The organism is Pseudoalteromonas sp. R3, assembly GCF_004014715.1.
In the GTDB taxonomy this organism is placed as follows: Bacteria; Pseudomonadota; Gammaproteobacteria; order Enterobacterales; family Alteromonadaceae; genus Pseudoalteromonas.
The window spans coordinates 2226386-2251206 of the sequence record NZ_CP034835.1; the positions used below are offsets into that span (position 1 = coordinate 2226386).

The 24821-nt window shown below is 50.5% G+C and carries 22 protein-coding genes and 1 pseudogene; 4 read left to right on the forward strand and 19 right to left on the reverse strand.

Annotation, left to right across the window (positions count from 1 at the left end):
* The first annotated feature begins 26 nt into the window (after positions 1 to 26).
* The 3 genes and pseudogenes from ELR70_RS14615 to ELR70_RS14625 all read left to right on the forward strand — a co-directional run bounded on the left by ELR70_RS14615 (position 27) and on the right by ELR70_RS14625 (position 1752).
* Positions 27 to 401, forward strand: coding sequence for an MAPEG family protein (locus tag ELR70_RS14615; RefSeq protein WP_054015131.1), 375 nt, complete (start codon positions 27 to 29; stop codon positions 399 to 401).
* Entirely contained in the window at positions 401 to 1039 is a 639-nt protein-coding gene (locus tag ELR70_RS14620; RefSeq protein WP_054015130.1) for a sulfotransferase, read from the forward strand. The genes ELR70_RS14615 and ELR70_RS14620 overlap by 1 nt, the downstream gene beginning before the upstream one ends.
* Positions 1040 to 1178: 139 nt before the next feature.
* Positions 1179 to 1752, forward strand: a pseudogene (locus ELR70_RS14625) (tRNA-(ms[2]io[6]A)-hydroxylase).
* Between the two features lie 118 nt (positions 1753 to 1870).
* Here the strand turns inward: ELR70_RS14625 and ELR70_RS14630 are convergent.
* The 9 genes from ELR70_RS14630 to ELR70_RS14670 all read right to left on the reverse strand — a co-directional run bounded on the left by ELR70_RS14630 (position 1871) and on the right by ELR70_RS14670 (position 16432).
* Positions 1871 to 2653, reverse strand: coding sequence for a PhzF family phenazine biosynthesis protein (locus ELR70_RS14630; protein ID WP_054015128.1), 783 nt, complete (start codon positions 2651 to 2653; stop codon positions 1871 to 1873).
* A gap of 105 nt (positions 2654 to 2758) precedes the next feature.
* Entirely contained in the window at positions 2759 to 3622 is an 864-nt protein-coding gene (locus ELR70_RS14635; protein WP_160317365.1) for a transporter substrate-binding domain-containing protein, read from the reverse strand.
* Between the two features lie 104 nt (positions 3623 to 3726).
* Complete coding sequence (locus tag ELR70_RS14640) at positions 3727 to 4299, reverse strand: hypothetical protein (protein WP_054015126.1); 573 nt, start codon at positions 4297 to 4299, stop codon at positions 3727 to 3729.
* Positions 4300 to 4301: 2 nt separating this feature from the next.
* The gene (locus ELR70_RS14645) at positions 4302 to 7259 is read right to left on the reverse strand and encodes a hypothetical protein (RefSeq protein WP_054015125.1); all 2958 of its coding nucleotides are present in this window, start codon (positions 7257 to 7259) and stop codon (positions 4302 to 4304) included.
* A gap of 4 nt (positions 7260 to 7263) precedes the next feature.
* Positions 7264 to 13737: a collagen-like protein gene (locus tag ELR70_RS14650; RefSeq protein ID WP_054015124.1), complete on the reverse strand. Its 6474-nt coding sequence runs from the start codon at positions 13735 to 13737 to the stop codon at positions 7264 to 7266.
* Positions 13730 to 14131: a hypothetical protein gene (locus ELR70_RS14655; RefSeq protein ID WP_054015123.1), complete on the reverse strand. Its 402-nt coding sequence runs from the start codon at positions 14129 to 14131 to the stop codon at positions 13730 to 13732. The genes ELR70_RS14650 and ELR70_RS14655 overlap by 8 nt, the downstream gene beginning before the upstream one ends.
* Positions 14121 to 14708: a hypothetical protein gene (locus tag ELR70_RS14660; RefSeq protein WP_054015122.1), complete on the reverse strand. Its 588-nt coding sequence runs from the start codon at positions 14706 to 14708 to the stop codon at positions 14121 to 14123. Before ELR70_RS14660 ends, ELR70_RS14655 begins: the two co-directional genes overlap by 11 nt.
* A 1-nt stretch (position 14709) precedes the next feature.
* Positions 14710 to 15315: a hypothetical protein gene (locus tag ELR70_RS14665; protein WP_054015121.1), complete on the reverse strand. Its 606-nt coding sequence runs from the start codon at positions 15313 to 15315 to the stop codon at positions 14710 to 14712.
* 148 nt (positions 15316 to 15463) lie between these two features.
* Positions 15464 to 16432, reverse strand: a complete 969-nt coding sequence (locus tag ELR70_RS14670) for a hypothetical protein (RefSeq protein WP_128064612.1) — start codon at positions 16430 to 16432, stop codon at positions 15464 to 15466.
* 160 nt (positions 16433 to 16592) lie between these two features.
* Between ELR70_RS14670 and ELR70_RS14675 the strand changes: the two genes are divergently transcribed.
* Positions 16593 to 16988 carry a hypothetical protein gene (locus ELR70_RS14675; protein WP_128064613.1) on the forward strand — a complete coding sequence of 132 codons (396 nt, stop codon included), beginning with the start codon at positions 16593 to 16595 and terminating at the stop codon, positions 16986 to 16988.
* On the opposite strand, the gene ELR70_RS14680 is transcribed toward ELR70_RS14675, so the two are convergent.
* From ELR70_RS14680 to ELR70_RS14720, 10 genes are read right to left on the reverse strand one after another with little or no spacing between them, the layout of a single operon-like run.
* The gene (locus tag ELR70_RS14680; protein WP_235577081.1) at positions 16985 to 20386 is read right to left on the reverse strand and encodes a tape measure protein; all 3402 of its coding nucleotides are present in this window, start codon (positions 20384 to 20386) and stop codon (positions 16985 to 16987) included. The two genes, ELR70_RS14675 and ELR70_RS14680, sit on opposite strands and share 4 nt — an antisense overlap.
* Entirely contained in the window at positions 20340 to 20690 is a 351-nt protein-coding gene (locus tag ELR70_RS14685) for a DUF1799 domain-containing protein (protein ID WP_054015118.1), read from the reverse strand. Before ELR70_RS14685 ends, ELR70_RS14680 begins: the two co-directional genes overlap by 47 nt.
* 20 nt (positions 20691 to 20710) lie before the next feature.
* Positions 20711 to 21034, reverse strand: coding sequence for a hypothetical protein (locus ELR70_RS14690; protein WP_054015117.1), 324 nt, complete (start codon positions 21032 to 21034; stop codon positions 20711 to 20713).
* A 7-nt stretch (positions 21035 to 21041) separates the two neighbouring features.
* A complete protein-coding gene (locus tag ELR70_RS14695; protein ID WP_054015116.1) occupies positions 21042 to 21938 on the reverse strand; it encodes a hypothetical protein in 897 nt (298 codons plus the stop codon).
* Positions 21935 to 22099 (reverse strand): hypothetical protein, encoded by a 165-nt coding sequence (locus ELR70_RS24895; RefSeq protein WP_160317364.1) that lies wholly within the window; start codon positions 22097 to 22099, stop codon positions 21935 to 21937. Before ELR70_RS24895 ends, ELR70_RS14695 begins: the two co-directional genes overlap by 4 nt.
* Positions 22100 to 22534 (reverse strand): hypothetical protein, encoded by a 435-nt coding sequence (locus ELR70_RS14700; protein WP_054015115.1) that lies wholly within the window; start codon positions 22532 to 22534, stop codon positions 22100 to 22102.
* An 11-nt stretch (positions 22535 to 22545) separates the two neighbouring features.
* A complete protein-coding gene (locus tag ELR70_RS14705; protein ID WP_054015114.1) occupies positions 22546 to 22989 on the reverse strand; it encodes a phage virion morphogenesis protein in 444 nt (147 codons plus the stop codon).
* Positions 22990 to 22992: 3 nt separating this feature from the next.
* Positions 22993 to 23331, reverse strand: a complete 339-nt coding sequence (locus ELR70_RS14710; RefSeq protein WP_128064614.1) for a hypothetical protein — start codon at positions 23329 to 23331, stop codon at positions 22993 to 22995.
* A gap of 22 nt (positions 23332 to 23353) precedes the next feature.
* Positions 23354 to 23824, reverse strand: a complete 471-nt coding sequence (locus ELR70_RS14715; protein WP_054015113.1) for a phage protein Gp36 family protein — start codon at positions 23822 to 23824, stop codon at positions 23354 to 23356.
* Positions 23825 to 23876: 52 nt separating this feature from the next.
* The gene (locus ELR70_RS14720) at positions 23877 to 24812 is read right to left on the reverse strand and encodes a hypothetical protein (RefSeq protein WP_054015112.1); all 936 of its coding nucleotides are present in this window, start codon (positions 24810 to 24812) and stop codon (positions 23877 to 23879) included.
* Positions 24813 to 24821 lie beyond the last annotated feature (9 nt).

The following is a 24821-nucleotide window of genomic DNA, read 5'->3' on the forward strand; positions in this document are numbered from 1 at the left end:
ATAATACTTACAAGTAGGTCTGCGTCATGATAACAGGATTTTTTGCTGCCATATTTACTCTTTTTTATATCAAACTCAGTTTTGATATCATAGGTTTACGTCACAAACACAAAGTTGCGCTTGGAGATGGTGGAAACCCCGCCTTAGAAAGAGCGATCCGCGCCCATGGCAATTTCATGGAATACACGCCATTACTTTTAATCCTTCTGTTTGCTTTGGAATTTCAAGGCGGACAGGCAATTTGGTTATACATCACGGGCAGCACCTACCTGACAGGTCGGATTTTGCACTCATTCGCGCTGAACATGGCCAATCTAAAACTGCGTGTTTTGGGTATGGCGTTAAGCTTTTTGTCACTGTTAGCACTGTCGATTATTAATATTTATTGTTATTTTGTTTAATGGAAAAAATTTTTATTACCGGGTTACCAAGAACCGGTACTACCAGTGTATGTGCTGCTTTTTTAGAGCTAGGTTTTAAAACAGCACATACAGCTTATACCCGGGAAACATTTTCTCAAGCTCAGGTCATAGCTGATACTCCTGTATTCAATGACTACGAAACACTGGCAGCGTTGTATCCAAACAGCCGCTTTATATATCTGGACAGAGCCATGTCAAGCTGGGTTCCCTCAATACGACGCTTACTAACCCGTATGTTGCCAAGGCTGGAAACTCAGCAGGGCGGATTCAATGACACTTTGAAACGTTGTTACTTTGGTACCTTTGAACATTTAAGCAAAGATAGTATCGCAAGCGATCAATACCTGATAGATATCTACCAAAAGCATCGTAAGGATTGCCTTGGCTTTTTAGAGCGCAAGCAGCAAACATACCTGATGTTGGACGTAGCTCAACCTGGTAGCCTACAAACACTGGCGGACTTTCTTGGTATGCAAACTGATTTGGCGAGTACTATGCCAAACCTCAATCAGGGAGGAAAAGTGACAGCGTGGAAGCAAATCGATCATCCACTGAAAGTAGAATCTACCAGAAATGGAAAAGCAGACAGAGACAGCCTTCTTTATAGCCCATCTTAGTTATGCATGAATAAAATGTCCGATACTAACTGTGCAGGCCACTAAGTAAACACAAAAGTAGGAGGCACACAGCAATTTTGGATATTAGCATCGTACTTAGGTAAAATACTCAGCAAACTGACAACAGAATAAATTACAGATGTTTGAGCTAAAATTTCACACCCCCTTCGAATGGACACATAGAGTCATGGCAGAGTTTGATATCTTTTTACAGGATCACGCTGCCGCTGAGAAAAAAGCATCCGGCATGGCTATGTCAATGCTGAGCCACTATCCAGATCGAATCAAACTCGTTAAAGCAATGGCTGACCTTGCTATTGAAGAGATGATCCACTTCAAGCAAGTGCTTAAATTACTGACTGATCGCCAGGTGACTTTGGGCAATGACAAAGCAGATCCCTATATTAAAAAAATGCGTGCGCTATTTCGTCAGGGCTCAGATGAATTTTTAATTGATCGCTTGTTGGTAGCAGCTGTGATTGAAGCGCGAGGCCATGAGCGTTTTTTCGCTGGTCGCGGAAGCACTACCGGAAGGTAAAGAAAAAGACTTTTACGTAACCATAGCCAAATCGGAAGAAAAACACAAAAACTTGTTTGTTGAGCTTGGCTACGAGTACTTTGACAAAGCTGTGATCGACGCGCGCCTGGAAGAAATACTGATTGCAGAAGCGCAGATCTGCGAAAGTATTCCATTTACCGCTGCATTGCATTAATTGTATAAAATTAATGCAAAAAAGCTCTATCTTTCATTATGTTAAATTGTATTAAAAGCTTAAAAGGGAGAGGGTTGCTACTCCCTTTTTTATTCTTATGAATCACTTTAAGTTGTGTTTAGATAGAGATTTGACCCTGCAAATAATCTACAGCATTGCCTTCAAGTATTACTCTGTCTTCGACAAGAGTACACTTTATCTTCCCTGTTCGCTCAGATAACTGCTGTGCTGTCACTCTGTTTTTGTCTAATCGCTCACACCAATAAGGCGCCAGCTGGCAATGAGCCGATCCCGTTACGGGATCTTCATTGACACGCAGTTTAGGGTAAAAACAGCGACTGACAAAATCAACTGACTCCCCGGGGGCAGTAACAACAACGCCACGCAGTTCAAGCTGAGCTAACTTCTCAAACTCTGGCACAATCGCTTTGACTTCAGAGTCATTACTTAGTACAACAATATAATCAAACCCCGCCAATACACATTCCGCACTTGAAATACCCAGACCAGTCAAAAGCATATCTGGTTCTTCAACAGGCTGCACAAGTGTAGCGGGGAAGTCCATACTGTATCCCTCTGGTACCTTTGTTACCAATAGTAAGCCGCTTCTTGTTTGGAAATGGATCGTTTGACCACGATGGCCTAGATGAGTGAACAACACATGGGCGGCAGCCAGGGTTGCATGACCACACAAGTCCACTTCACCTTTAAGAGTAAACCAACGTAGTTGGTAGGTGTTTTCCTTTAATACGAAAAAGGCTGTTTCCGATAGGTTATTTTCTTCCGCTATTTTTTGTAGTAAGTCGTCTGACAGCCAGTTTTGCAGCGGGCACACAGCAGCGGGGTTACCTTCAAAAACAGCTGATGCAAATGCATCAACCTGATAAATATCTAATTTCACATTATGCTCATTGTATTGATCATCTGATTTCAACATAACACGAGAGTTAGAAATAGGCCAGAGAATAGCAGGGTGCTTATATTTTCTATAAAAATTAGATAGTTACTATTGCTTACAACTATTGGCTGTGTTGTATTTTATCTCGTCCAGGATACCGTGCTTTTTAAATTCGGCAATAGCCTGATTCAGTTCAAACAGTAAGGTTTTACCATATTTATTGTGCTTTGAGACAGCGAAGAACAAGCCATTCATTTGTAAAATGGGTTCAACCATCACTAGGTTGGCAGCCATCGTCGCTAGTTCAGTATTACTATGCTGCTTAAAAGAATCAATCTCCATCTTGATAACTTCAGGATCACCAACGATTAGATTTACACGACCAGCCATAAGTAATCTGATATTGTGTGCATCATCAACGGCTTCCATGACATTAAATTTGCCGGCGTCCATGAGCCGGTCAAACTCTGGCGTATTCTGATAGCCACGGACTACACCAATGCGTTCATCAGCAAGTGCAGCCAGGCTGGTAAAGTGATCTGTGTTATAATCCTTACGCTTATATAGTGCGATCGGACCCCAGCCAAATGCCTCGGTGAGAGTAAGATGATCCAATCGGCGCGTACCAGGAAATGTATCCGAAGGCGACTCGGGCTCAATGAAATACTCAGGCACCAGCAAATCTACTTTTCCATTTTCAGCATAAGCAACGGCACGTGCCCATGGGTAAAAGGTCACGGTAGCACCATAACCTTGGCTATGCAGTAAAGCAATTGTGGCCTGCATTACCCAACCTTGCTTACACAAGCTCAAACCAATATAGGGTTGCCATTCTAAAGTGGTAACCTGAACTTGTTTGTCAGCTTTTATATTGTAGTGAAAGGTATGGTCATTGATTTTTCGACCAGGCACAGTATGTGTGCCTTTATAATCACGATATGTAACACTCACTTCTTGTGTATTATTAGCCAAGTGTAACGCGCCGCATGAATTTGGACAAAAATACATTTGTTTTTAGATTGCTCAATTATTAAAAAAGAGGGCGCTTTAAACCCTCTTTAAATCCTCTTTAAACCTTATTTAACCCAAAGCTCAGCTTGTCTCAAACCAGCTAATCGTCCGGCTTGCATTAGCGTTGCTTTAGTAACTTTAACTGCGGTGTTGTCAGCCAGGATCCAGTCAATCTCATCAGTATCGGACATAAACTGGCATGCTCTTGCCATCCTTGTTTGGCTCTCCTCATCGCCGTCAAACTCCATGTCATCAACAACGACTGTGATTGCTGCAACCAGCTTAGCTCTTAAACGTTTAAACTGTGCTCGTATATACGGCTCCAAAACCTCTTGGATTGTTTTGGTAGGTGGCTGGATAGGCTCGTTTGGAGGCTCAACTCCGAATGAATCAGCGGCTTTAACTGCCTTTAGATACTCTACATAATCAACAGCAAACCGCCATTGCTCATCCAACGCAACTAGCTCAGCAAATTGCCCAATGACCTGATGAGGCTTACCCAATGCTATAACCCGCTCCAAATCCTGGACTGATTTCGTCGCTGGCTTAGGTAGGAGCGCAGGTATGCCGTCATCGTCCAAAACTGGCTGGTTGTCATCATCAAATTTTATAAATGACTCAATTTTACATAATGTCATAGCTAAACCCATCCTAATGGCTCTACCAACTGTCCGGTACCAAAAGCTACCGTATCTCCATTGTCGTCGAGCATAGTGCCTTGGCCGTTTGTCATATGTACATTACCGTCAGATCCCCAATCTGTGCCATTAAACTTGAGCTCGATGTACGCGTAATTAATGTACGCCATACCATCTTGCACAACAGCGTAGTCAAGAGCAAGCAGGGCCGGGCTATTGTTATCGGGCAATGGAAATGTATCGGGCAGGTCAAAACACCTAGGGCTGGTTTGATAAAACAAGCCCGCAAACAGCCTACCTTGATCCCTCAGAGGAACTGTACTCTCGCTGCGTGCGTGCGAACTACGGACAACAATCTTACCAGTCAATGAATAGCACAAATCTCGCTGCAGGTAATTTTGCGACAGAAATACGTTTCCTATACCTGCACGACCTTTGTATATGGGTGAAATATTTGATGCTCTCGTCAGCTTTGCATTGGTATTGTAAACCCATACCTCAACACGGCCTACAGGAGCGACACTTGCGGCTGTCGGACTATTTAAAACAGTGTTGAATGAGTGAGTTGAAATAGTCCACGCAGCGCCTAGATCATCAGTCTGGACTGTATTAATTACAGTCGCTTGGGTAGGACGGCTTGCCCTAAACTCAGACCATTTTTTTTGTCCGTTGGGAACTCCCAACCAACAGCCTATCCAACCCTCTTTTAAATCGGCACATTGCAGTATATTAGCAGGAGAGCCAAGTACATCAGTATGTAAATACTCCGCAGAAACAGGCGAGGCGCTTGGATAAACTGCACCTAGCCAAATTTTGGTACCAACCGGAAACTTAGAGTTGAATTCATCTGCCACATCACCAGAATCGTACAAAAAAGCAGTGTTATTGTTAAAGGGCCAGTACGCAAAATTTTGACCAGAAGATACTCTCTCTATAATCATTGTATTCCCGTTGTCTCCGGCTAACAACCAATGCGAGGCATTGTAATTCTGGAATTCCGGAGCCGCCGTATTTCTTGGGTTATCGGAATCACTAGTTGCAAAACTAACCGTGCTGTTATTACCTGAACTAAAGAATGCTGCAGCGCCGACGGTTACAGTACGAGGAATAAACTCTGTTTTTGAAAGAAGTTCCCACCCACGATACATACTGGCCTTGACTTTTAAATCACTCTCACTGAAATCAGGTAAGCCCAGGCCAATAGCACCATAGCGCATATCCCTACAAACGCCCCCTTGACCACTGGAATATATGGCATCATAGGACTTACCATCTGGTCTGCCGGACAAGTGACCTATTGCCCCCCATTGCACATTGCTATTTTCGGACGGAATTCGAACCTTTTCTGGGTCGAATGTATCACTCCTCGATGCAATAGGGACTATATCTGTTGAACCGAATCGGGAACCGTGGCTCGTAGAGCCTGGATTACTACCTACGGCATGGTATCCGCAACCTAAGGGGTTAAAGCTTGGGTGGTACGCCCCTTGGTTAAGCCGATTGACTGTACCACACACAAGAAAGTAGCAATGGCCATCAATACCGAAATCACTTGGGTTAGCTCCATCTGCAGAAGTTCTAACTTGAAACAGTCCGCGTTGATAAGGTTTGGCTGAAACGCTTCTGGCGATTGTTCCTCCACCTACATATAAGCTGAATAGGCTAGAATCTCGAAACGCTGTAGATTGATTTTGCAAACCTTGAGGTTGAATCGATGATGATCTTGCATACGAGAAGTTAAAATAGTCTTTTGTAGAATCTATCGATTCCCAGTCTCCATTTCCTAAACCCACGAAACTTCTCCCCCGAACACACCATTGATAGAACTTCCCCGTAGAATCATCAAAATAGATGTTGTGGGCTGGGTCACTGGCAATCGCCATTCTTTGAGACTCGCTGGCATATTGCCAGTTAACCCCTTTACCTCGACTAGAATCATCTGCCTCATACCACGCAAAATAACTACTGGCCCGCACGGTATCAGCTGTAGTTGGAACACCATGTATATGTGTTGCCTGGCTCTGTATTAATCCGTTTGCATACACAAAAGGGTCACTCTCGTTTATCTCACGCAGATACAGCTCGAAGCCCCACATATCAACGCGATCAGTCACAACTTTATTAGTCTCAGTTTCCGACGCAAATGCGATAGCTGCAGTTGCGTGTGTGACAGACACGCCAGTTGCACTTTCGTATGTCCGAGTGCCAGACTCAGCAGGAGGCAATTTAATACGATTAGCCTGATACCCAGCGTTTGATACAGATAGCGACGACAAATGTACAATTAAACCAGCCATATGAAGAACAGGCTCATCAGTTGATGACCGCCCCTTTTTAGGTGACCCGCTATTTGCGAGGCCACTGCCCAAATTGAGAATATTTTTGGCCGTAGTCTCTGTAAAGAGCCCGTCGTTAATAGCAACATAACCAGCATTGTCATGACGGTGTGTCCCGAAGTGTACCCAGCCACTCGCTGCATAACGCTCCAAATTTTGCTGTCTAATGGCCTCCATCTGGCATTTGCGCATAGCCCAGGGGTAGGGGTTGGCGCTATCCACCTCGCTCTGCATCAGGCGCAGGCTTTTTACTGTCTGAACATTACCATCCAGATCGGTAAACTGCACCGACCCCATTTTTGTTTGCCAGTCAACCATGGCACGCACGTTGTCGTTAACCATGGTGTTGGCATTTTTTAGGGCGGTTACGGCGCTGTTAAAGTCTCCGCTCGTTGGCATAACAAGCGCAGGAACCTGCGACTGGGTGGCGTTGTCCCAGGGTGCCAGCAACTCTATGTACTGGCCCTGATTGGTGGCGTAGGCCCGATTGACCTCAACCGGGTTGAATGAGCCAATGATCAGGCCATCCCCCGGGCGTATGTTTGCGACACTCTCGCCGCTGACAACCTGGATCACATTAGATCCATTGGTTGCATTAACTGATTGTGCATTAAACCATGCCATGTACTTATCCTCGTAGATAGATGACCGCAGCCTGTTTGACCTGGTCAGGATGTGTGAATGTGATAGGGTGGCGCGCCTGTGCGATGGTGTAAGGGCGCTCGAAGTCTTGGTCGGCCTGGCGCATTGCTTTACCTGGTATCGCACTGCTGCAGAGGTAATCGCCAGTCTCGATGTCGCCTCCTTGGCCACATACGTTGAGCACGCCCTCGCCCAGGGCGTTAAATGAGATCAAATCATGAGTGCTGCGGTACTGTACAAACCGCTCAAACCCGCGAAATCCGCGAAGGGCAGCCACACGATTAGTTAATGCAGTCCGCGTGATAAACACGCCGCGTACCGCTCTGTCATTTGCTTTTGTGGTAGGGCCCATGGTGCAGATGGCATTAGACAGATCGGCAATATTGACCAGGTCAATGTCCCGGACCAGGTCGCCAGGCTCCAGGTGAACTGATTTGTCAACCAATCCATCATGCCCACCAGTAAATGGGCCTATCAGACCTCGACTGGCATATAACGCATATGTGCCATTGGTGTAAATTGTTGCACCATAGCCTGAGCTGTTGCTGTTATAGATAAATAGATTACCCACATTGCCGCTGTTAGCGTTGATCCTTACAGCAGCAGGGTTGTCTGCAGCGGTTTGGCCAGGTGTTGTTACAAACTGGGCGTAGGAATATATTTGGCGTGCCTCTATGCCGCTATTGTTGATTTTAACGTTGCCAGATACCGCTGTGATGCTGTCTATGGTGCCCGTTGCGGCAACAATTGCGTCCGCAATGACTGTCCCATCTATTAGAGCACTACCATGTATGTGGAGCGCAAATGCCAACCAATTACTGCCTGACCAGTACTTTGTGGTTTGGGTTTTGGGCGCAGACACTTTGTAAATAGTTACAACGTCATTTTGAACGGGTGAACCACCGGTGCATACGCTATTGGCTACGGCATCTGACCAAACACCAGATTCAGTACCAACCGTAAATTGCCCAGCCCCTCTAGAACCTGCTGGGCCCTGTTGACCATCTTGACCATCGTATCCGCGAACCCGTGACCAGGTGTAGTCAGCCGGGTTGTCAGACTCTGTAGCAGTAGTCTTATTGACCGCTATACCAATGTACGCGGTATCCTCATTGGACACCTGATACATATTGCGCCCATCAGCATAGTCCGAATACGCAATCCAGGTGTACGTTGTTTTACCATCGGCACCTGGCTCACCGGGCACACCATCAGTGCCATTTTGCCCGGTTGCTCCTCGTTCACCTCGGATTTTTGACCAGGTGTAATCAGACGGGTTTGACGACTCCAAAGGCGTAAGCTTGTTGTAAGCAAGCCCTATATAATCACGCCCGTTGGGATAGTCGCTCATCCCAATACCTGTCGGCCCCTCTGCATATTTGATCCAGGTATAGGTCGTTTTACCATCGGCACCAGGCTCTCCGGGGATCCCCTGCGGTCCACGCTCACCGTCCTGCGCCCGAATATCATCAACAGAATTGACCGTATAGTCGCCTAACTCCAGCCGTCCACGGAATACATGCACCGGGTTGTCCGGGTCTGTATTATCCACGTATGAGGTGGGTACAAAGGTATCACCAATCATCACCCCCTGGCGGATAACATCTGCAGACAGGTCAATACTGCCCACGTCACCATCGTTATAACCGGCAATAGAGACTATGCGGCCCTGGTTGTTGATCACCCAACCGCCACGCGCTATCAGTTGGCCACCCTGAGTCTCAAAGGCTTGGCGAATGTCGGCAATACTGACAGCCTGGCCAACCTCATTAGTGATCGCCAGATTGCGGATGTACTCAGCCAACGGGCCGTCTACCCAGCTATGACCATCCGTTACGCACTGTACGGCATCCGTCTCATTGGTGATGTTGCCAGCTCCATCAATACAGTAGCCAACTGCTGCCCGGGTATAGGTGATCGCACTGGCCAGTGTGGCGGTATCGTCTTGTTCGATTTTGGCAACCAGATCAGTACGCTGCCTGGCCAGTGCCTGTTCCTGGCTCGCCAGTGTCTCTGTCACTGCCTTAAATGCCGCCTCGGTATTGGCAGCAAAGGCGCTAAATGCCTGGTCTCGTATAATGTTTGCCGCATCGACCTCGGCAAAAGCCTCAGTCACATCACTAAATGCGGCCTGTGTATCACCCACAAAAGCCGCAAAGCGCTCGTCACGTGTCACACTCGCACGCACCTCATTGGCAAAGGCGCTGGCCAGGGTGGTAATGTACGCCTGGCTTTGGTGGTGCAGGGCACCCAGCTCCAGGGTATAACTGGCCGTCGATGTTAGCTCGTCGGTCACTGCCGAGAGTTTATCCTGGGCCAGTGCCAGTTTTATGTCATGCAGTGCCAGGTCATTACCCTGCATCAGCTGGTTATAGGCAGCTATTACATCGTTAAGGCTCTGTGCCTGATCAGCCAGCTGCATGCCTTGGATTTGTACAACGTTACGGCTTATCTCACCGGCAATGGCGTCCAGGGTTTGGTCAACGTGGGCAAACTGGTCATTAATGCCACCGTCGGCAGCGTTATAGATGGTAATTTGGTCGCGGATGTAACCATCAGCGGCCGCAATCCAGCTTGACGCATGGTTGGCCTTTGCCAGGGTATTGTTGTCGGTCAGCGTCTGCAGGGCAGCGGTAATGCCATACTCACCATTAAATGTATTAATGGCTGTGGCCACCTGGTTGCTGGTTTGATAGCCTCGGGCGTCCACCATGGCAGTGGCCAGCATCATGCTGCGCTCAACCACCGGGCCATTTATCCAGGTGTGACCAGCGGCCTCACAGGCTACAGCAACCTGCTCGTCTACCGGGTTGCCGTCTGCATCAACACAGTAGCCGGTTACAGCTCGGGTAAAGTCAATCGCCTGCGCTACAGCTTTACCGCTCTCGGTGGTTATCTCAGCCCGTAAGCGCTGCTCACGCTCAGCACTTGCCTGGCGCTCATTGGCGTAGGCGCGGCCCAGGGCTGTTACCCCCGCAGCACTTTGATTTTGCATGGCAATGAGCTGCGTGGTTTGCTCTGCAACCGCGCTCACCTCGTCGGTTACAGCGCTCAGCTTGCTGTTAGCATGGGCCAGAGTCACCCCCAGCTCTGCCAGCTCGTTGTTGCGTAGCAGGGTGTTGTATTCGCTCAGCACCTCATTGAGGGTTTTATCTGCCAGGTCAAGCTGCAGGCCTTGCACTTGCGTTACGGTTTGGCTTATCTCACCGGCAATGGCATCCAGCTGCTGCTCAGCCGTTGCCAGTTTTTGGTTAACGCCACCGTCCTCATTGAGTAGTTGTGTGACCTGGTTTTTAATCGTGGCGTTGGCCCCGTCTATCCAGGATTGAGCAGCATTGGCCTTTACTATTACATCGTTGTCGTCCAGCGCCTGCAGCACCGCACTAATGCCATACGTGGTGTTAAATGAGTCCAGTGCAGCCTGTACATTGCTCTGTGTCTGGTAGCCCTGGGCACTGGTCCAGGCCGTGGTTGCATACTGGGCCATGCGGCCGGTTCCGGCGTCCAGCTCCTGCTCAATGGTGGTGGTGCGTGCCGTTACGTCTCGCAGGGCAAGGTCATTGGCACCACGTTTACCTACCTCAATGTAATCCACATCACAGGCACCCAGCTCAAAGGTCAGCCCCGTTATGGTACCGACATACCCAGCTGTGCCAGTTGCATCTACCTGGACCACCTCCCAGTCGGTACTGGTTGGCTCCGGCAACGGGATAGGCTGCGCCCCGCCAAAATGGACACGGCCAACCCAGCTGCCGTTTGCATGCTTACGTACACGCAGTCTGAACACCGGATTTTGGTTGGCGCTGTACTCGATACTCGGGCTGGACAGGCTAGTGCTACAAACCAGATAGCCCTGAGCGTTATAGCTGCTATGGCCAGTAAACCCCTCAGCACTGGTGTTAAACTGCCAGCTGTAGGCCGGGGTTAACGCTGCTATGGCTCCGGCAATTTGCGCATCTACCTCTGTGTAAGTAGCACGCTGATTGATTAGCCCCGCCTGCACCATTATCTGTGCAGTGGCCTCTGTCAGTTGGTCCTGTGTTTGCGTTATTCGCCGTGCCTCAAAAGATACCCGGGCATCAACACCATTAATATGCGCCTGGGCCAGGGTAAACTGGCTGTCGGTATACTGATAGGCTCGGTTAACAATGGTGCCATTGTCCGGGTCCACGTACACAATCGCGTCTATCAGGCGCTCGTTGGCCAGTGTCCGGCGCTCATACTCCTGCCGGAAAGACGTATAGTTACCCGTTACGTCAAACACCGCGCGCTGCATGTCTGTGAGCGCCAGTGCTGTCTCATCCAGTTTGATGTTGGCCAGGCGCACTTGATTGGGCAGCCCATTGGCCAAAGAGTCATCCAGTATTGCGGTAACGTCCTGCAGCACCTGAATTTGGTCTATGTTTTTGGCCACCAGTGAGGGCAGGTTGTTATCGGTCTCCGGGCGCAGCCTATCAACCTGTTGGTTAATGTCTGCTATCAGGTCCTGCGCCTCCTGGCTGAGTTTATTTAGCGGTATCTCATTAATAAACTCTGTCAGGTCAACGGTGGTTGTAGTTGCACTGACATTAACCCAGTCACTGTTACCCAGGTGATTAACTGAGCGCACTCTAAACAAATAGGTGGTGATTGGTTGCAATCCGATGCGGTTATACACCTGCGCAAACACCCGCTGGCCACTGGCCGGGCTCTCGGCAGAGCCTAAAAACTCCCACTGGAACTGTGTACCTATACCAACAGCAGGGAGAGCAGCAGTCAGCGTTACCTGGTTATAATCCACCTCAACGCTCACCAGCGGGGCGATTGGCTGCAGCACACTAAACTGTGTAGCCACAGAGGTAGAGCGCTGGCCAAATATGTTGCGGGCATACACCCGTACAGTATAGGTACCGAGCGCTAGTTTTGGGATGGTGATCTGGGTGTAGGTCACAGCGTCCCGATAAACTCTGTTATCACCGTCATAAAAAATAACATCGTACTCATGTACTGCGAGGGGCGTAGCGTGGCCCCATTTAATTACGCCATTGCCGTCACCGTCCACCTCAACCCGGACATCAAAAACAGGCCCCGGCTTACCAGTCACATAATCACTGTTAGGCGTGATATCTACCGCGCCGGGTACCAGGTCGTCCGCCCACAACAGGGGCCCATCCTCGATACATACCAGGGTAATACCACCGGTCAGTCGGAACTTGCGGTCAACAACACGGTATATTTTTTTGCTGATGTGCTCACGGGGCAAATCTACATATATTGTTCGGCCAACGGCTGCACGCAGGGCAGTGTGGCGCAGCGGCAGCTCTATCACCCCAAGGCGGGTTTGCTCAAGATGGATTTTAGCCAGGCGCTGCGCGGTCGTTACGCTACGGACAAAAGGCAGGCTGATTGACGCCTCTAACGGCTGATTATCTCTGGCAACATACCCCTCAGCCACAACGGGCGGCGCATCGGTACGCTCATAGTGCTGGTTTGGGTCAACAAACTGAGCGCGTACCGTGTTAGCACGGTCGCGCAGATCCGCATGCCATTTGATTTTAACATTGCCCATCACATCATCAGGGCCGATGGTATAAGTGGGGTTGCCATACCAGGCACCTACGCGCACAAACCACTGGCCCATTTGGCGGAATATTTTACCGGCAAACGTGCGCTCCAGCTGGCTCAGCACCTCGCTCGGGCGGCTTGTAAATTGAAATGTACCATTGCAGGTATAGCGCGGCTCTGTTGCAGTGTTCCCATCAGTATTGGTGTACTCGGTATCCTCGTCCGCTACGTTCGCGGCGGCTATCCACCAATTGAGTGGTATCGTATGCATTGGTACCTGATGCGCACCATAAAACCGTACATAGTGCAGGGCACACAGCACCGCGTTTTGTGACCACGCCCAGGTGCTTTCATCATCCGGGTTCTGACCACTGTCACGCGGGTCCCATACGCGTATACCACGAATGAGAAACTCGCAATCACTTATGCCGTCCGGAAACACCTCCCGGTTGTTTTCCAGCTCAATGAAAACGTGAGCCTGACCGAAACCAACGTGTTTGCTGGTCCAGCCTGCCATCTTAGACACGGCCATGCTATTGGCCGTTGCATGGCGTCCATCACTCAGGGAGTAGTTATAGCTGTCTGCGGGGTAATCGCTTAGCGGCTTGTTAGCAATGTAGATGTCTTCGAGGGTATCAATGGGAGCACCGTTAATGAGCACAATTAGCTGCACCCATTTTTTTTCATCGCGTTCGACCGTTGCCTGGTGCGCGATAACACCACCAACCCGGTCGCGGCCGAACGTAATACGGCGTGGCTGGTCAATGCCTTTTTGCAGACCCTTGGCCAGCGTGGCCATGTCTTCCTGAGGGAGATCGGGATCTAACTTGTCCAGCAGAACACCAACGGTTTCGTCCCAGATTTTCTCGCCGAGGTCCAATATTGGGTCAACAACTACATCTACCACTTTAGACATTCGCACTCTCCAGACTGTAGCAGCTGTGGACCATTGATAGGTCAAGCGCTGTGGTACCGTTTTGTGTTACACAGTACACACAGTTGAGCCCAACAATACCGCCTACCAGCTGGCCGCCGTAATTCACCAGGGCCAAATCGCCCCGGCGCGCGTAGCTAGATAAAACAGGCTTTAAACGGGCTTTAAACACACTTTCAATGCCATCAAAGCCAAGAGCTTTTAAACGCCGCTTAGCGCCCAGCTCGGTTTTGTAATGGCCTTTGAAATCGCGTGCCAGGTCTATACCCGTGCGGCGCAATATCCAGTTGGCCACAAACAAACAGCAATCAAACTCTCCCCAGGCAAAATCGCGCTCAGCGCATTGGTCCAGGTAGTCCTGCAAATCAAGGTTCATATTCAAAATCATCTGGTCCTATGTATTTTCCCGGTTGGGTGTCTGGTAGGTATGTCGCGGTCGCAGCAACAATTTCACTGAAAAACTCGTCCTCTGGGTGCAGGGCCTTTTGGGTGGCGTCATTCCAACGCTGGTTGAGCCGGGCCTGTTTCCAGCGCTCAGCCTCACCAGCCACCTGCAACTGCACCTTGCTGACACTGCCGCGCTCAACATCGCAGCTTACGATGTAGCCGCTTTCAAGCATTTGGTATTGGGAGACACGGTAATGCGCATCCACCGTGACCAGGTAAATCTCAACCCCCACGCCAATCGGGTCGTTGACTGCCACTTCGGCCAGCACGGTGTCGCTTTGGGTGTGTAATGTCAGGCTGATACGCGCACTGTTGTTTTTGTCGCTGGCGGGCAGCTCACCCACCTGGCCCAGCATCCCGAGACCATGCCAAGTGCGTTCAAGGAACCGACGCTCGCCCACACCCGTGTGCAACAGCAATTCACCGCTTTCAAAAGCCATTCGCACAAAATAGCGGGGACGGCCGTTTGCCAGGTCCTGAACCAGGCTTAAATTAAGCGCCTCCATGCTAGAAAGCCTCCCGGCCCTTGATTTTCCATGATGTGACCAGGCCATCTTTTAACTGGGCCTCGGCGAGCCCTTGCTTGTTATCGGCCAGGCGGAACACGCCATAGGGCTTGTTAAAATAAACAGGCGAGGAATCACCAGGAATAGAGCGGACAGGGGACTCAAATACCAGCTGTGCATGGCCGTGGCTGTTAACCACTACATCCTCGGTCAGCACTTTGAGTTCAGCAGTCTCGCCCAGTCCAATCTGGATACGGCTTCCGGCAGGGGCATAGGTTTGGTTAACAGGCATCCCACGTACGTTGAGTACATTGCCATCCTGGTTGCTGCCATTGACAAATCCGGCGGCGGTTAGATTAGTTTGCGGGCGGCGATAATCGTGCAGGGCAAACTTGCCCACCTGGCCACGGAGTTTAGCCAGGAACGCATCGAGGGCGAGCGCATCACCCTCACGGACGTTGGTTAGTTCGAGTTCAAATTCCCAGTACGCGCCTTCCAGGTCGTAAACCTCACTGGCATTATTGGCTTTGCTGACATGCACCTGGCTGTTAGGTACCAGCCGGAATACGCAGGATTTTGGGGGCTTTGGTAGGGGCAATTGCTCCATAGTTTTTCATCGCTCGTCGGTTACTGTGGGAGCGAGTGTAAAAATTATGGAGCTGGGTTTTAGGTGTAAAACGTTTTACATCACAGTTTCGACACGATATAGCTTTCTAAGTCACCTATTTCCACATTGTTGTACCTGAAAACACTTTTTAAAAACTCAAGCAATTCTTTTTGGCTAGGATCGCTTTCTTCAAAAGAACACAGATAAAGATAAATATTAAGTAGTCTGAGCCCAACTTAAACGACACTATATTGTATATATCCAAGTATTTCTCATCGTATTTTTTTGCTGACTCACACAAAAGTTTGAGATACTTAACGTCCGGTAGTACTTGTTTGAAAATTTGATGTTCCTTCAATATGCAATAGCAGATGAAAAAGTACAAACTATCGACTTCCTTTGGCACCACGGATTGACGCTTGCAGTAACAGGCAAAGTAAAGAGTTACGATTATTGGGTGGGCAAACTTGTCACTTTCAAACTTTGTAATAACTTCCAAGAGGCTTTTTTGGGTTTTTTCTTGTTCGCTTGTTAAGCCTCCTACGTATATCAAAATACTATCTTTTTTACTGACTAGATTGAAATCATCAACACTTTGCCTAAGCGTTTTGATTGATACACCACTAGCAAGCCTTTCATAGTGAGTAAGTGAATCTGCACAAAAGTCCGCAACCTGACTATGCAGCAACTGCCTATCCTGGAACTCAGTCATAGCCTTAAGCTCCTTCCTGTTAGTGCTCCAGGTCATCAAAAGCAAAATGATGGTAAGCAAGAGAAAAAGTGGTGAGAGTATGTTGTTAAAATAAACTGCAACATCGACCCAATCTTTCAAACCCGTTGTATTAGGGCTGTAATCGTATCTATCAAAGAAAACGAAAAAAATCCAACTTGCAGACATAACTAGGATTGAAACTATAACTAAAATAGTTTTTTTTCCTTTAAAGGAGGCTAGGGTGTTTGAGTAGAACTCCGCCATTTTTTCCAATGAGGCTTTGGCATCAGAGTAGAATGTAGGTGCCTTTTCAGCAAATCGACAGACAACAGTGATCGCCATACCTAAAGTATTCCAAAACAGCAGTGTGGCTAGTAAAACTAAAAATTGTTCAAAATTAATCATAGAATTTCCTTCTATCTAACTAGCGCAATCATATCAATTATTTATCCGTTGATCTCCCAAATAAATTGCTATTCCATTGTTCATGACATTCTAATGATGTTAGCTCTAACGCATGTATCCTGATACCATAGCTGTATATTTAAACAGTATCCGTATCCACATGCCAGTCATCCGCTACAAACACAACTATGGTCACATCCTGCTCACGACAGGAGGGCTGCTGCGCAACACAAAATGCGTCAATCGGGGTCGTGTTCGGTGTAGTGATCTGGATGACCAGGAACACTATCTAGCGTTTCGAGGGTTTACCAGTGAGCTGCGTGCATATCATTTTGAGCGTGTAACAATGCACGATGTGACAGGCATCACCGGCGATAAGACCGGGCTAAGTGGCTGGGTAGACCTAAAGGGGCATTATGTTGGTGTGTGGTGTGATGACGGTGTGTATCTGGCCCTGGACGCAACGGGCTATCCGGTTGAGGATAAAGACTACACACCACCAGAAAAGGCACCAGGTGTTGTTATTGACCTGGCGCGGGCTCGCAAGCTACGCTAGGCCGCTTTAATCGCCCGAATAATACTGCCATTGGAACGGACATTGGCTATCACAACAGCCTCAATGCGGCTGGCAATGTTTTGGGCAACCAGTTCGCCTTTAGCGTCATTTTGCGCGGCCTGGACGGTGATCTGATTGGTAATGGCAAAACTGATATTGCCCTGGCCACCACTTTGGCCACCTGCGTTATAGTGGCGGGCCATGGCGCTGATCTCTATGTTTTGTTTAGGTGACAGGACGCGCTCACCACGCTGTAGCAGATAGGTGCTCTCGTTGGGCACATAGTCCAGACCACCATGCGCAATACCTGCCGGTTGTTGAGCCTTTATCTGTCTAACCTGCTGCAGGCCAGATAACACAGCAGCGGCGGCTGCAGCCACACCCAGTGCAGGGCCCACGATAGGGATAGGTGCCAAAGCTGTATAAGCGCCGGTTGCTGCCTGATAGGTGTTGATCAATGCCTGCGATATAGCAAACGCCTTGTAAGCTTTAAACGCGGTTTTACTTTGTCCAGCCAGCTGTTTAAACATGTTGGCACCCAGGCCAACAACGGCATTGGCTTTTTCGGCCTGTGTTTGTTTCTCAAAATTCGCGAATGCCAGGATTGTCGATTGCAACGCGCCGGTATGGCGAGTTCGGATCTGCATTAAACGCTCCTGGTGCGCCGCTTCGTTCGCCTCTCGCTGGCTATGGAAACCTTGCGCGGCCAGTAGCTCCTGCTGGCGCTCAATCTCCCTAATCTCGTTGTCAGTGTTATGCTTTAGCTCGCCAATTTCATCATTGGCGGCCAGACCAAGCTGGCCACGGCGTTTGGCATCCACCCGGGCTTGCTGGCGTGCTTGCTCCACGGCCAGCTCATTGTTGTAGGCGGCCAGTGCCTCGCGGCCACTAAACCCGCGCATCTGGGCTATGCGGTTCTCCAGTTCGGTGCGCAGGTCGTTGCGCCGCTTTTCCTCCGCCTGATTCTGTATGCGGGTTTTCTCGGCTTCGCGCCGGGTGGTGATCGCCTTTACATCCTCAGCGTGTTTAGCGTCGAGCTGCGCCAGCAGGGCGTTATATTTGGCTTTGTTTGCCTGGTCGTTGTCCCGGGCGGTGATCACCATTGCCCGGCGCTTTTCGTAACTGGCCTGCAGCCGTCCTTCTTCATCCAGCAGGCTGGTTTGCAGCTGCTGGATATTCTGGGGCAGGGCGGCTGCGGCTTGTTGCGCCTCCTCGATGACCGTTTGCCAGGGGCTTTGCGCCAGGTTTTTGTTGGTGTTGGCGGTTGCAGCTGCCAGCTTTAGCTGCTCGTCGCGAAGCTTTGACTGCTCATTAATGTACTTTTGAGTTTGCTCAATCTGCTGACGGTAAACAAATTTAGAGCGATCAGAGCCCGCATTATCCCGGAGCGTCTGCAGGCGCTTGAGTTTGGTATAGGCGCGGTCGATAAGTTTCGTATAGTTAGCTGCCCGTTTGCCCGCTCTCTCTATGTCATTGCGAGCTGTCATGTTATTAACCGAGTCATACGCCCCGGCGAGGTTTAGCAGGTTGGTTTTGAGCGTTTTGCTACTTTGGGCCGCATTGTCGCTCTGCATTGCAAAGTAGGCCACACCTAAACCCGCAGTAACCGCCAGGCCAACCGGACCACCAAACACACCCATTACAGCGCTCAAGCCGCGAGCGGCAACCGATGCGCTGCGAGCAGCAACCGTATAGTTTGCGGTGGCTGCGGTCAGTGCCTGCTGTGTTACCAGGGCCCGCTGGTTGGCAGCCGCCAGGCGGGCAACGGCAGCGGTGCGCATTTGCTCTGTACGGGCCACGTTGAGTGTATGCGCGGCATAGGTTTTAGCCTGGAGCGAGCGCTGATGCTCAATGGCCGCAGACGCCTGATTTTGTTTTGCCAGCGCCAGATCGGCACTTAACGCACGTTGTTTAGCAACCACCTGAGCCGTAAAGGCGGTCGTGGCACGGGCGGCACCCGCTGCCAGATGACCACCCAACACAATCGTCAACCCCGTTGCTGCAGTTGTTAGCCCGTCTACCAGCTCCGCGTTTTCGCGCAGCTCACGCATGCCATCGCGCAGCAGGTCAACAACGCCGGTTACTGCAAAATTAACCGGCTGCTCGTAATGGCGGATCAGCCGTTGATACTCGTTGCTCATCTCAGCAAACGAGGCGTTGATTTTACCCTCAGTCGCCTCAGCAGCTCCGGCGTAGTCCTCCAGCGCCGTGATCAGGTATTTTTTAAACATCTGGCTGGTTACCCGGCCATCGTTTACCATCTGCCGGAATCCTCCGGCAGCTACACCCGCCGCTTTATCCAGGCGTTGCAATAGACCGGGCAGGGGTTCAGTCACCTGGTTTAGTTCCTCGGCGCGCAAAACGCCCGCCGTCATCCCCTGGGTCATACCAAACAGCGACTGCTCCAGCTGCACATTGCTGGCACCGGTTTTAGCCGCCGCGTTGGCCATCCCCTCCAGGATAGACACACCCTCACGCTGCGTAACCACACCGGCCTGCTGCAGGTTGAGAATTTTGCTGTAGCTATCGGCCAGGGTGGTGTACTGCGTATTGAGCCGATCCGCTGCATTAAACAGATAGTGCTGCACAGCATTGTAACCCTGCGCCGTGTCAGTCAGCCCCTGCAGACGCGTATCCAGTAACTGCGCTGCGCCCGTATCACGCACAAACATCGCGCCAGTCCCTAACCCCACCAACCCCGACAGGGTAATGGCCAGATGAGAGTACCCGGTATTTAACGCAGACACCTGTCGGGTTGCACCTGAATGAGAGGCGGCAACTTTGGCCTGCGAGGCACTTAACTGCTGGTTTGCTGCAACCAGGCGGCGCGTAGCGCTGCGCTGCAGTTCCTGCACGCGAGCTGCCTGTTGCTGGCTGGCCGCACGGCGCTTGGCCGCAATGGCAACCAGGTTGTCCGACTGGGCAACTTTCTGGTTGGCGTTGGTTTGTTTGCGTGTTTCGTCGGTGGTTTTTTTAATGGCCTGGCCGGTTTGGCCTTGCGCAGCGGCAGCGCTCTTTTGGCTTGTGGCTACCTGCTGTACCACCTCAGCCTGATTGGCCGCTGCGGTAGTTTGGGCCTTGGCCTTGTTAGCTGCTTTTTCCTGGCTGGCTGCCGATTGCGTGGCAGTAGTTGCCACATCACGATTAGCCGCAATAACGCCTTGCGCAACCAGGCTTTGCTGCATGGCAACCTGGCTGCCCCGTTGCATGGCCTCTATAGCAACCGTCTGGCCAGCAGTCGCCTGGCCAACCGCCTCAGATAGGCGGGTATTAGCTCCACGTTGCGCCTCAAGCGCTTTAGGGATCCGTTGTAGATCCGCAATATTTTTTTTAGTGCCGTCGGTTACCGCCTTACCGTCGTAATGTAAGCGCAGCGCCAGTTTCAGTTTTGATTTCATCGGGTCGCCTTAACAGTCCTACAACTGTGCGCTCCAGCAGCTGGAGCTTGGTAAAATCGGTGGGGGTGAGTGTCAGGCCAGCGTAGCGCCAGGCAATGTCGGCGCGGGCGTAGTCCAGTGCTACCTCTACGCCGCCTTTACAAAACTGCCACTGGCTACCGGCAGTGGTGAGGGCAGTAGCGGCCACCCAGTTATCGGGCAGTACAGTTAAATCGGTTTGCGCTTTGGGTGGCTCAGCCGGCGCACCAAAATGCGCCAGGTCATCGGCTACCGTCTGGCTGGTTGTTGTTGCCAGGTCCCCCACAAACCACCTGGCAACATCAATTAGTTTTTTTCCTGTACGGCGTATTGCGCCTGTATGCTGGCCGACGATAAACGAGCTGCCAGCGCACCATAGGCCAGCATTTCCTCTTTTGCGCCCTCGGAGTAGGGCGCGTCTTCGCCCTCATAAGTAAAGCCTGTCCAGCCAACCAGCAATTTACGTACTACATCAGCATCAGACAGGTTGCCACTGGTGATCTCGTCGATTTCTGACTGGGTGATCAGTTTTATCTGGGCGGTGAATTTAAAGGCTAGCCCGCCAAACTCAAAATCCAGGGGCATGTCGATTTGTGCATTTTTCAATTGTTCTAGCAGTTTCAATTTCATAATCAGATCACTCAAATACTAACGTTAGTTCGTCATAGCCCGCGTTTGAGGGCACCAGTTTGCCGTCAAACTCGTAGCCGGTCAGTTCGCTATCCAGGTTGGTGTATTTTGGTACCGGCATCTGGTAGCGGCCCAAAATGGTTACCCGGGAACCTGCGCTGCTACCGTGGTTAAACTCAAAGGTCTGGATATTTCCCACCGCGTTAAACGGGTTAAACAGTGCCAGGGTTTCGGCGGATACCGTAAAATTAGCCGTGCTCTCGTGGCCGGTGATCATGATCTCGTCATGGTTAATCGCCCGGTCAAATATCACGTTATTACCAAGATCAACCGTCAGTTTATGTAGCGTGCGGCTGGCACCGTCCAGTTTAAACGCACTGCTATTGGTCGCGCCCAGGGTGCTGGGTTTAGCCCAGTTTGACCAGTTGGCCTCTGGCGGCGCGCTCGATGCAACCGGTGGGCTAAACAGCCCTTTAAACTGCCAGTTAATCATGGGGCGGCCTTTTTCCAGGCTAATGCTCATGTTGCCCATCATCTGGTCAATCTCATGGGTGTTATTACCAAACCGCAGTAGGCATTTAGCGGCCGTAGCCTCGCCTTTGGTGTACGTCACTGCGGTAGAGGTCGATACCTGCACCAGGCCACAGGCCAGCAGCAGCGGGCCGATGGCCGGGGCATTGCCTGGTGTGCCACTCACAGCCAACGGGGTTTTAAAATTAATGGATACATGCTGGCCGTAGTATATTTCCAGGGTTGCCCCCGAGTGCGCGCGTTCCAGTTCGTCGGCCTCGGTTTCGGTCTCGATGCTAAACTCCACATCAGACGCATACACCGCATGGCTGCCCAGCAGCGTGGTACCGGCACTGGCGGCCAGCAGTATTTTGTCTTTAAATCGCCAGCTCATACTTTAGCCTCCGATAGTTTGTCGCCGTCGAGCACCAGGCAGCCTTTGGCCTGGCTGCGGTTACGTCGTTTTTGTGCCAGTGCGGCCTGCACCTGGGCGGCAATCGCTGCCGGGGTTAGGGGTGTTTGCTTAGCACTTGGTTGCCGTTTTTTGTCTGTCATTTACATCACCTTTGTGTTTACAGTTACCAGCCCACTTACACTGAATTGGCACTGGTAAATCAGGTTTTTGGTGTCCGGGTTAAACTCCACAATGCGGCCCCGGTGTAGTTTTATGGGCTCGTAGGGCGGTATGGTCAGCCCGCCCAGTGTCTGTTTAACCTGCTCACGCGCTTTGCGTACCTCCGCATCTGTACTGCGGTTCGCCGCACGACAAGGCACAATGATCATCACCGCAAAAATCTCAGTTACCTGGTACTCGTCCTGGCCGTTAATGCTGCTGGCCAGTTCGTAGTCCTCATCGAGCGGCAGCACACAAAACAGCGTGTGTTGCACAGGTTTACGGCGGGCCTCGTTAAAATCGGCGGCATAATGGGTTGTGAACCCGGCGCGTTTTAAAGCGGCCTCAATCTGGTTTAAATCAAAATTAAACTGCATTTAAAGCTCCTTTAAACCAGCCAGTCGCTGACGATGTCTAACACTTCCCCGGCCTGGTATTGCTCTATGCCTATGATGGGCCGTGCGGGCAGGGTCACACTGTGGTTACGACCAGCTTTACCACCAAACTGGTGTATGGCCGCATAGTCCTCGCCCAAACCATGCTCCAGTACGCCTTTATCAACATTGTGGGTGATAGATCCCGCCAGGTTGCGTTTATCCGTCAGTGTTAACCCGGGTACCTCCGGGTCGCGCCCTTGACCGGTTCGCGCGGCCTCCGACTGTTGCCAACGGGTGCCATCCGGTGCCAGCTCATCTAAAAAGCGCTCGGTTACATCCATATCCAGGAATGCGCCTATATCGTCCAGCATGTCGTCGGGCGCTTTACTGCGCTGCTCAATCACCTGCAATGCCTCAATGCCATCGCCGGTTATATTGATATACACGCCCGCCATGGGTTAGTCCCATCCGCCGGAGCTTGACGAACTGGAGCTATCGGATGATCCACCCCAGGAGCCTCCGTCAGAGCCGCCAGAGTAACCAGAACTCATGCTCGATGAAGTGTCCGGTTCAAAAACGGATATGCCCGAGTCTCCAAACACAGGTGATGAATCACTGATCGAACTTCCAAAGTCTTCCAGCGCTTCGTATTCGTCGTGTGTCATGTCCAGAGAACAAACATACACCCATGCATCTGTCTGAGTATCGAATACTTGCCGTCTGCGGTTATGTGTACGGCGCCGTGTATATCGTTTTTTATTACCCAGCCCGAATAGCTTATTAATAAAATTAAACATATTTATACTCCCCACTTAATGATTAATACGCTGGCCAGTTAAACTCGCTGGCGGGTGCCGCAGTGCGCACAGGTCCGCGCGATGCAGGCGGTGGCACTTTTACCTGGATAACGCCAGATTCGATTTTGCCCAGCTCCTGCATGGCATTTTTTCGACGAGCCAAAATGCTCTCGTCAGTGTCGTTATTACACAACTCATAACGCATCAGCTCCGCAGCAATACCACGCAGGGGCGAGCTATCAATCTCAGCCACGGTTAGGTTAAAACGCACTACATAACCAAAAATGGTGTTGTCCACATTGGCAGCAGCGGTTTTAAACCAGTTGGCAACTGTGGTTTGTAAATCGGTTTCAGGCGTGCCCGTCAGTGCCTGGTTTAAGTCGCCCTCAGTGACTTGCTGCGCGTCATAACCAAGCGCAAAGCGCCCATTGGCAAATTCCAACAGCCGATTAACCCCAATGCTGTTTAATACATGTGATGGGTCTACAAACATAAGACCTCCTATATATAGTGGGATAAGTAGCGGGGCCGAAGCCCCAACAGGGTTAGGCTGGCGTAAACAGGTTCGTCAGCAACATGCCGTATTCTTTAGCGATAGCCAGCTCACGCACGCGCTCCCCGACCAGCACCTCAATACCACCATCAAGGCCTGCAGACACATCACGGCGTGACGACACGCGCTCACCATATTGGGCCGTCATAGCAAAAGTCATGCGGTTGTTTTTGGTGCTAGCTAGCGGGTCAATGTAGGTCAGTGACAGGGCATTCCCCCAGGCACGTTCAAACTTGGGGTTTTCGCCTTTTTTAGCGCCGTTTACCATCGCCTCGCCGATATGTATTTTGTCTATCCCGAGGGTGTCCTGGATAAATGCCATAGGCACCAAACCACTGTCGCCCAGGCTACCGTTGTACGCCTTGATCACATGCTTGTTAGAGCGCAGCTTGGTTGCCGTTTTACGCTGCAACACCATGGTATTGGGCGCGACCAACATGTCGTCCATCAACTCCTGCAAAAATTGCAGTACATCGTTATTGGGGTCGTCCAGGTATTTAAAATCTGCCCCGCTCAGGTCATGGTTGTGGGCATAGTTGGCTGGGTCGGTATACAGCTTGGCTACTCGCAGTTCGCGGGCCAACATCACCAAGTCGGTAACCCCTTCGGTGGCGTGGTTTAATGGGTCATAGTGTGGCGGTGCCTGTTTTATATCGTTGTTTGGCACAACATCCGACAGGCCATGATCTTCTGTCTTGGCTGTTTGTTCTGATTTTGTAAACTCAACCTGATTAGGCTCAGACTTACGGCCAATCAGTGTATCCGGCACGGTTAAGCGTTCAGCTAAGTCAAACACGCTGTACTCAAATTTTGCGGCACCAACCGGCACACGAGGGCACACATCGTCAGCAATCATTTTGTGGTTGCGATACGCAATCGCAATGGCGGTTTGTTCGGTGTTGGGGGTAAATGGTAAACCGTTACTCATAACAGATCC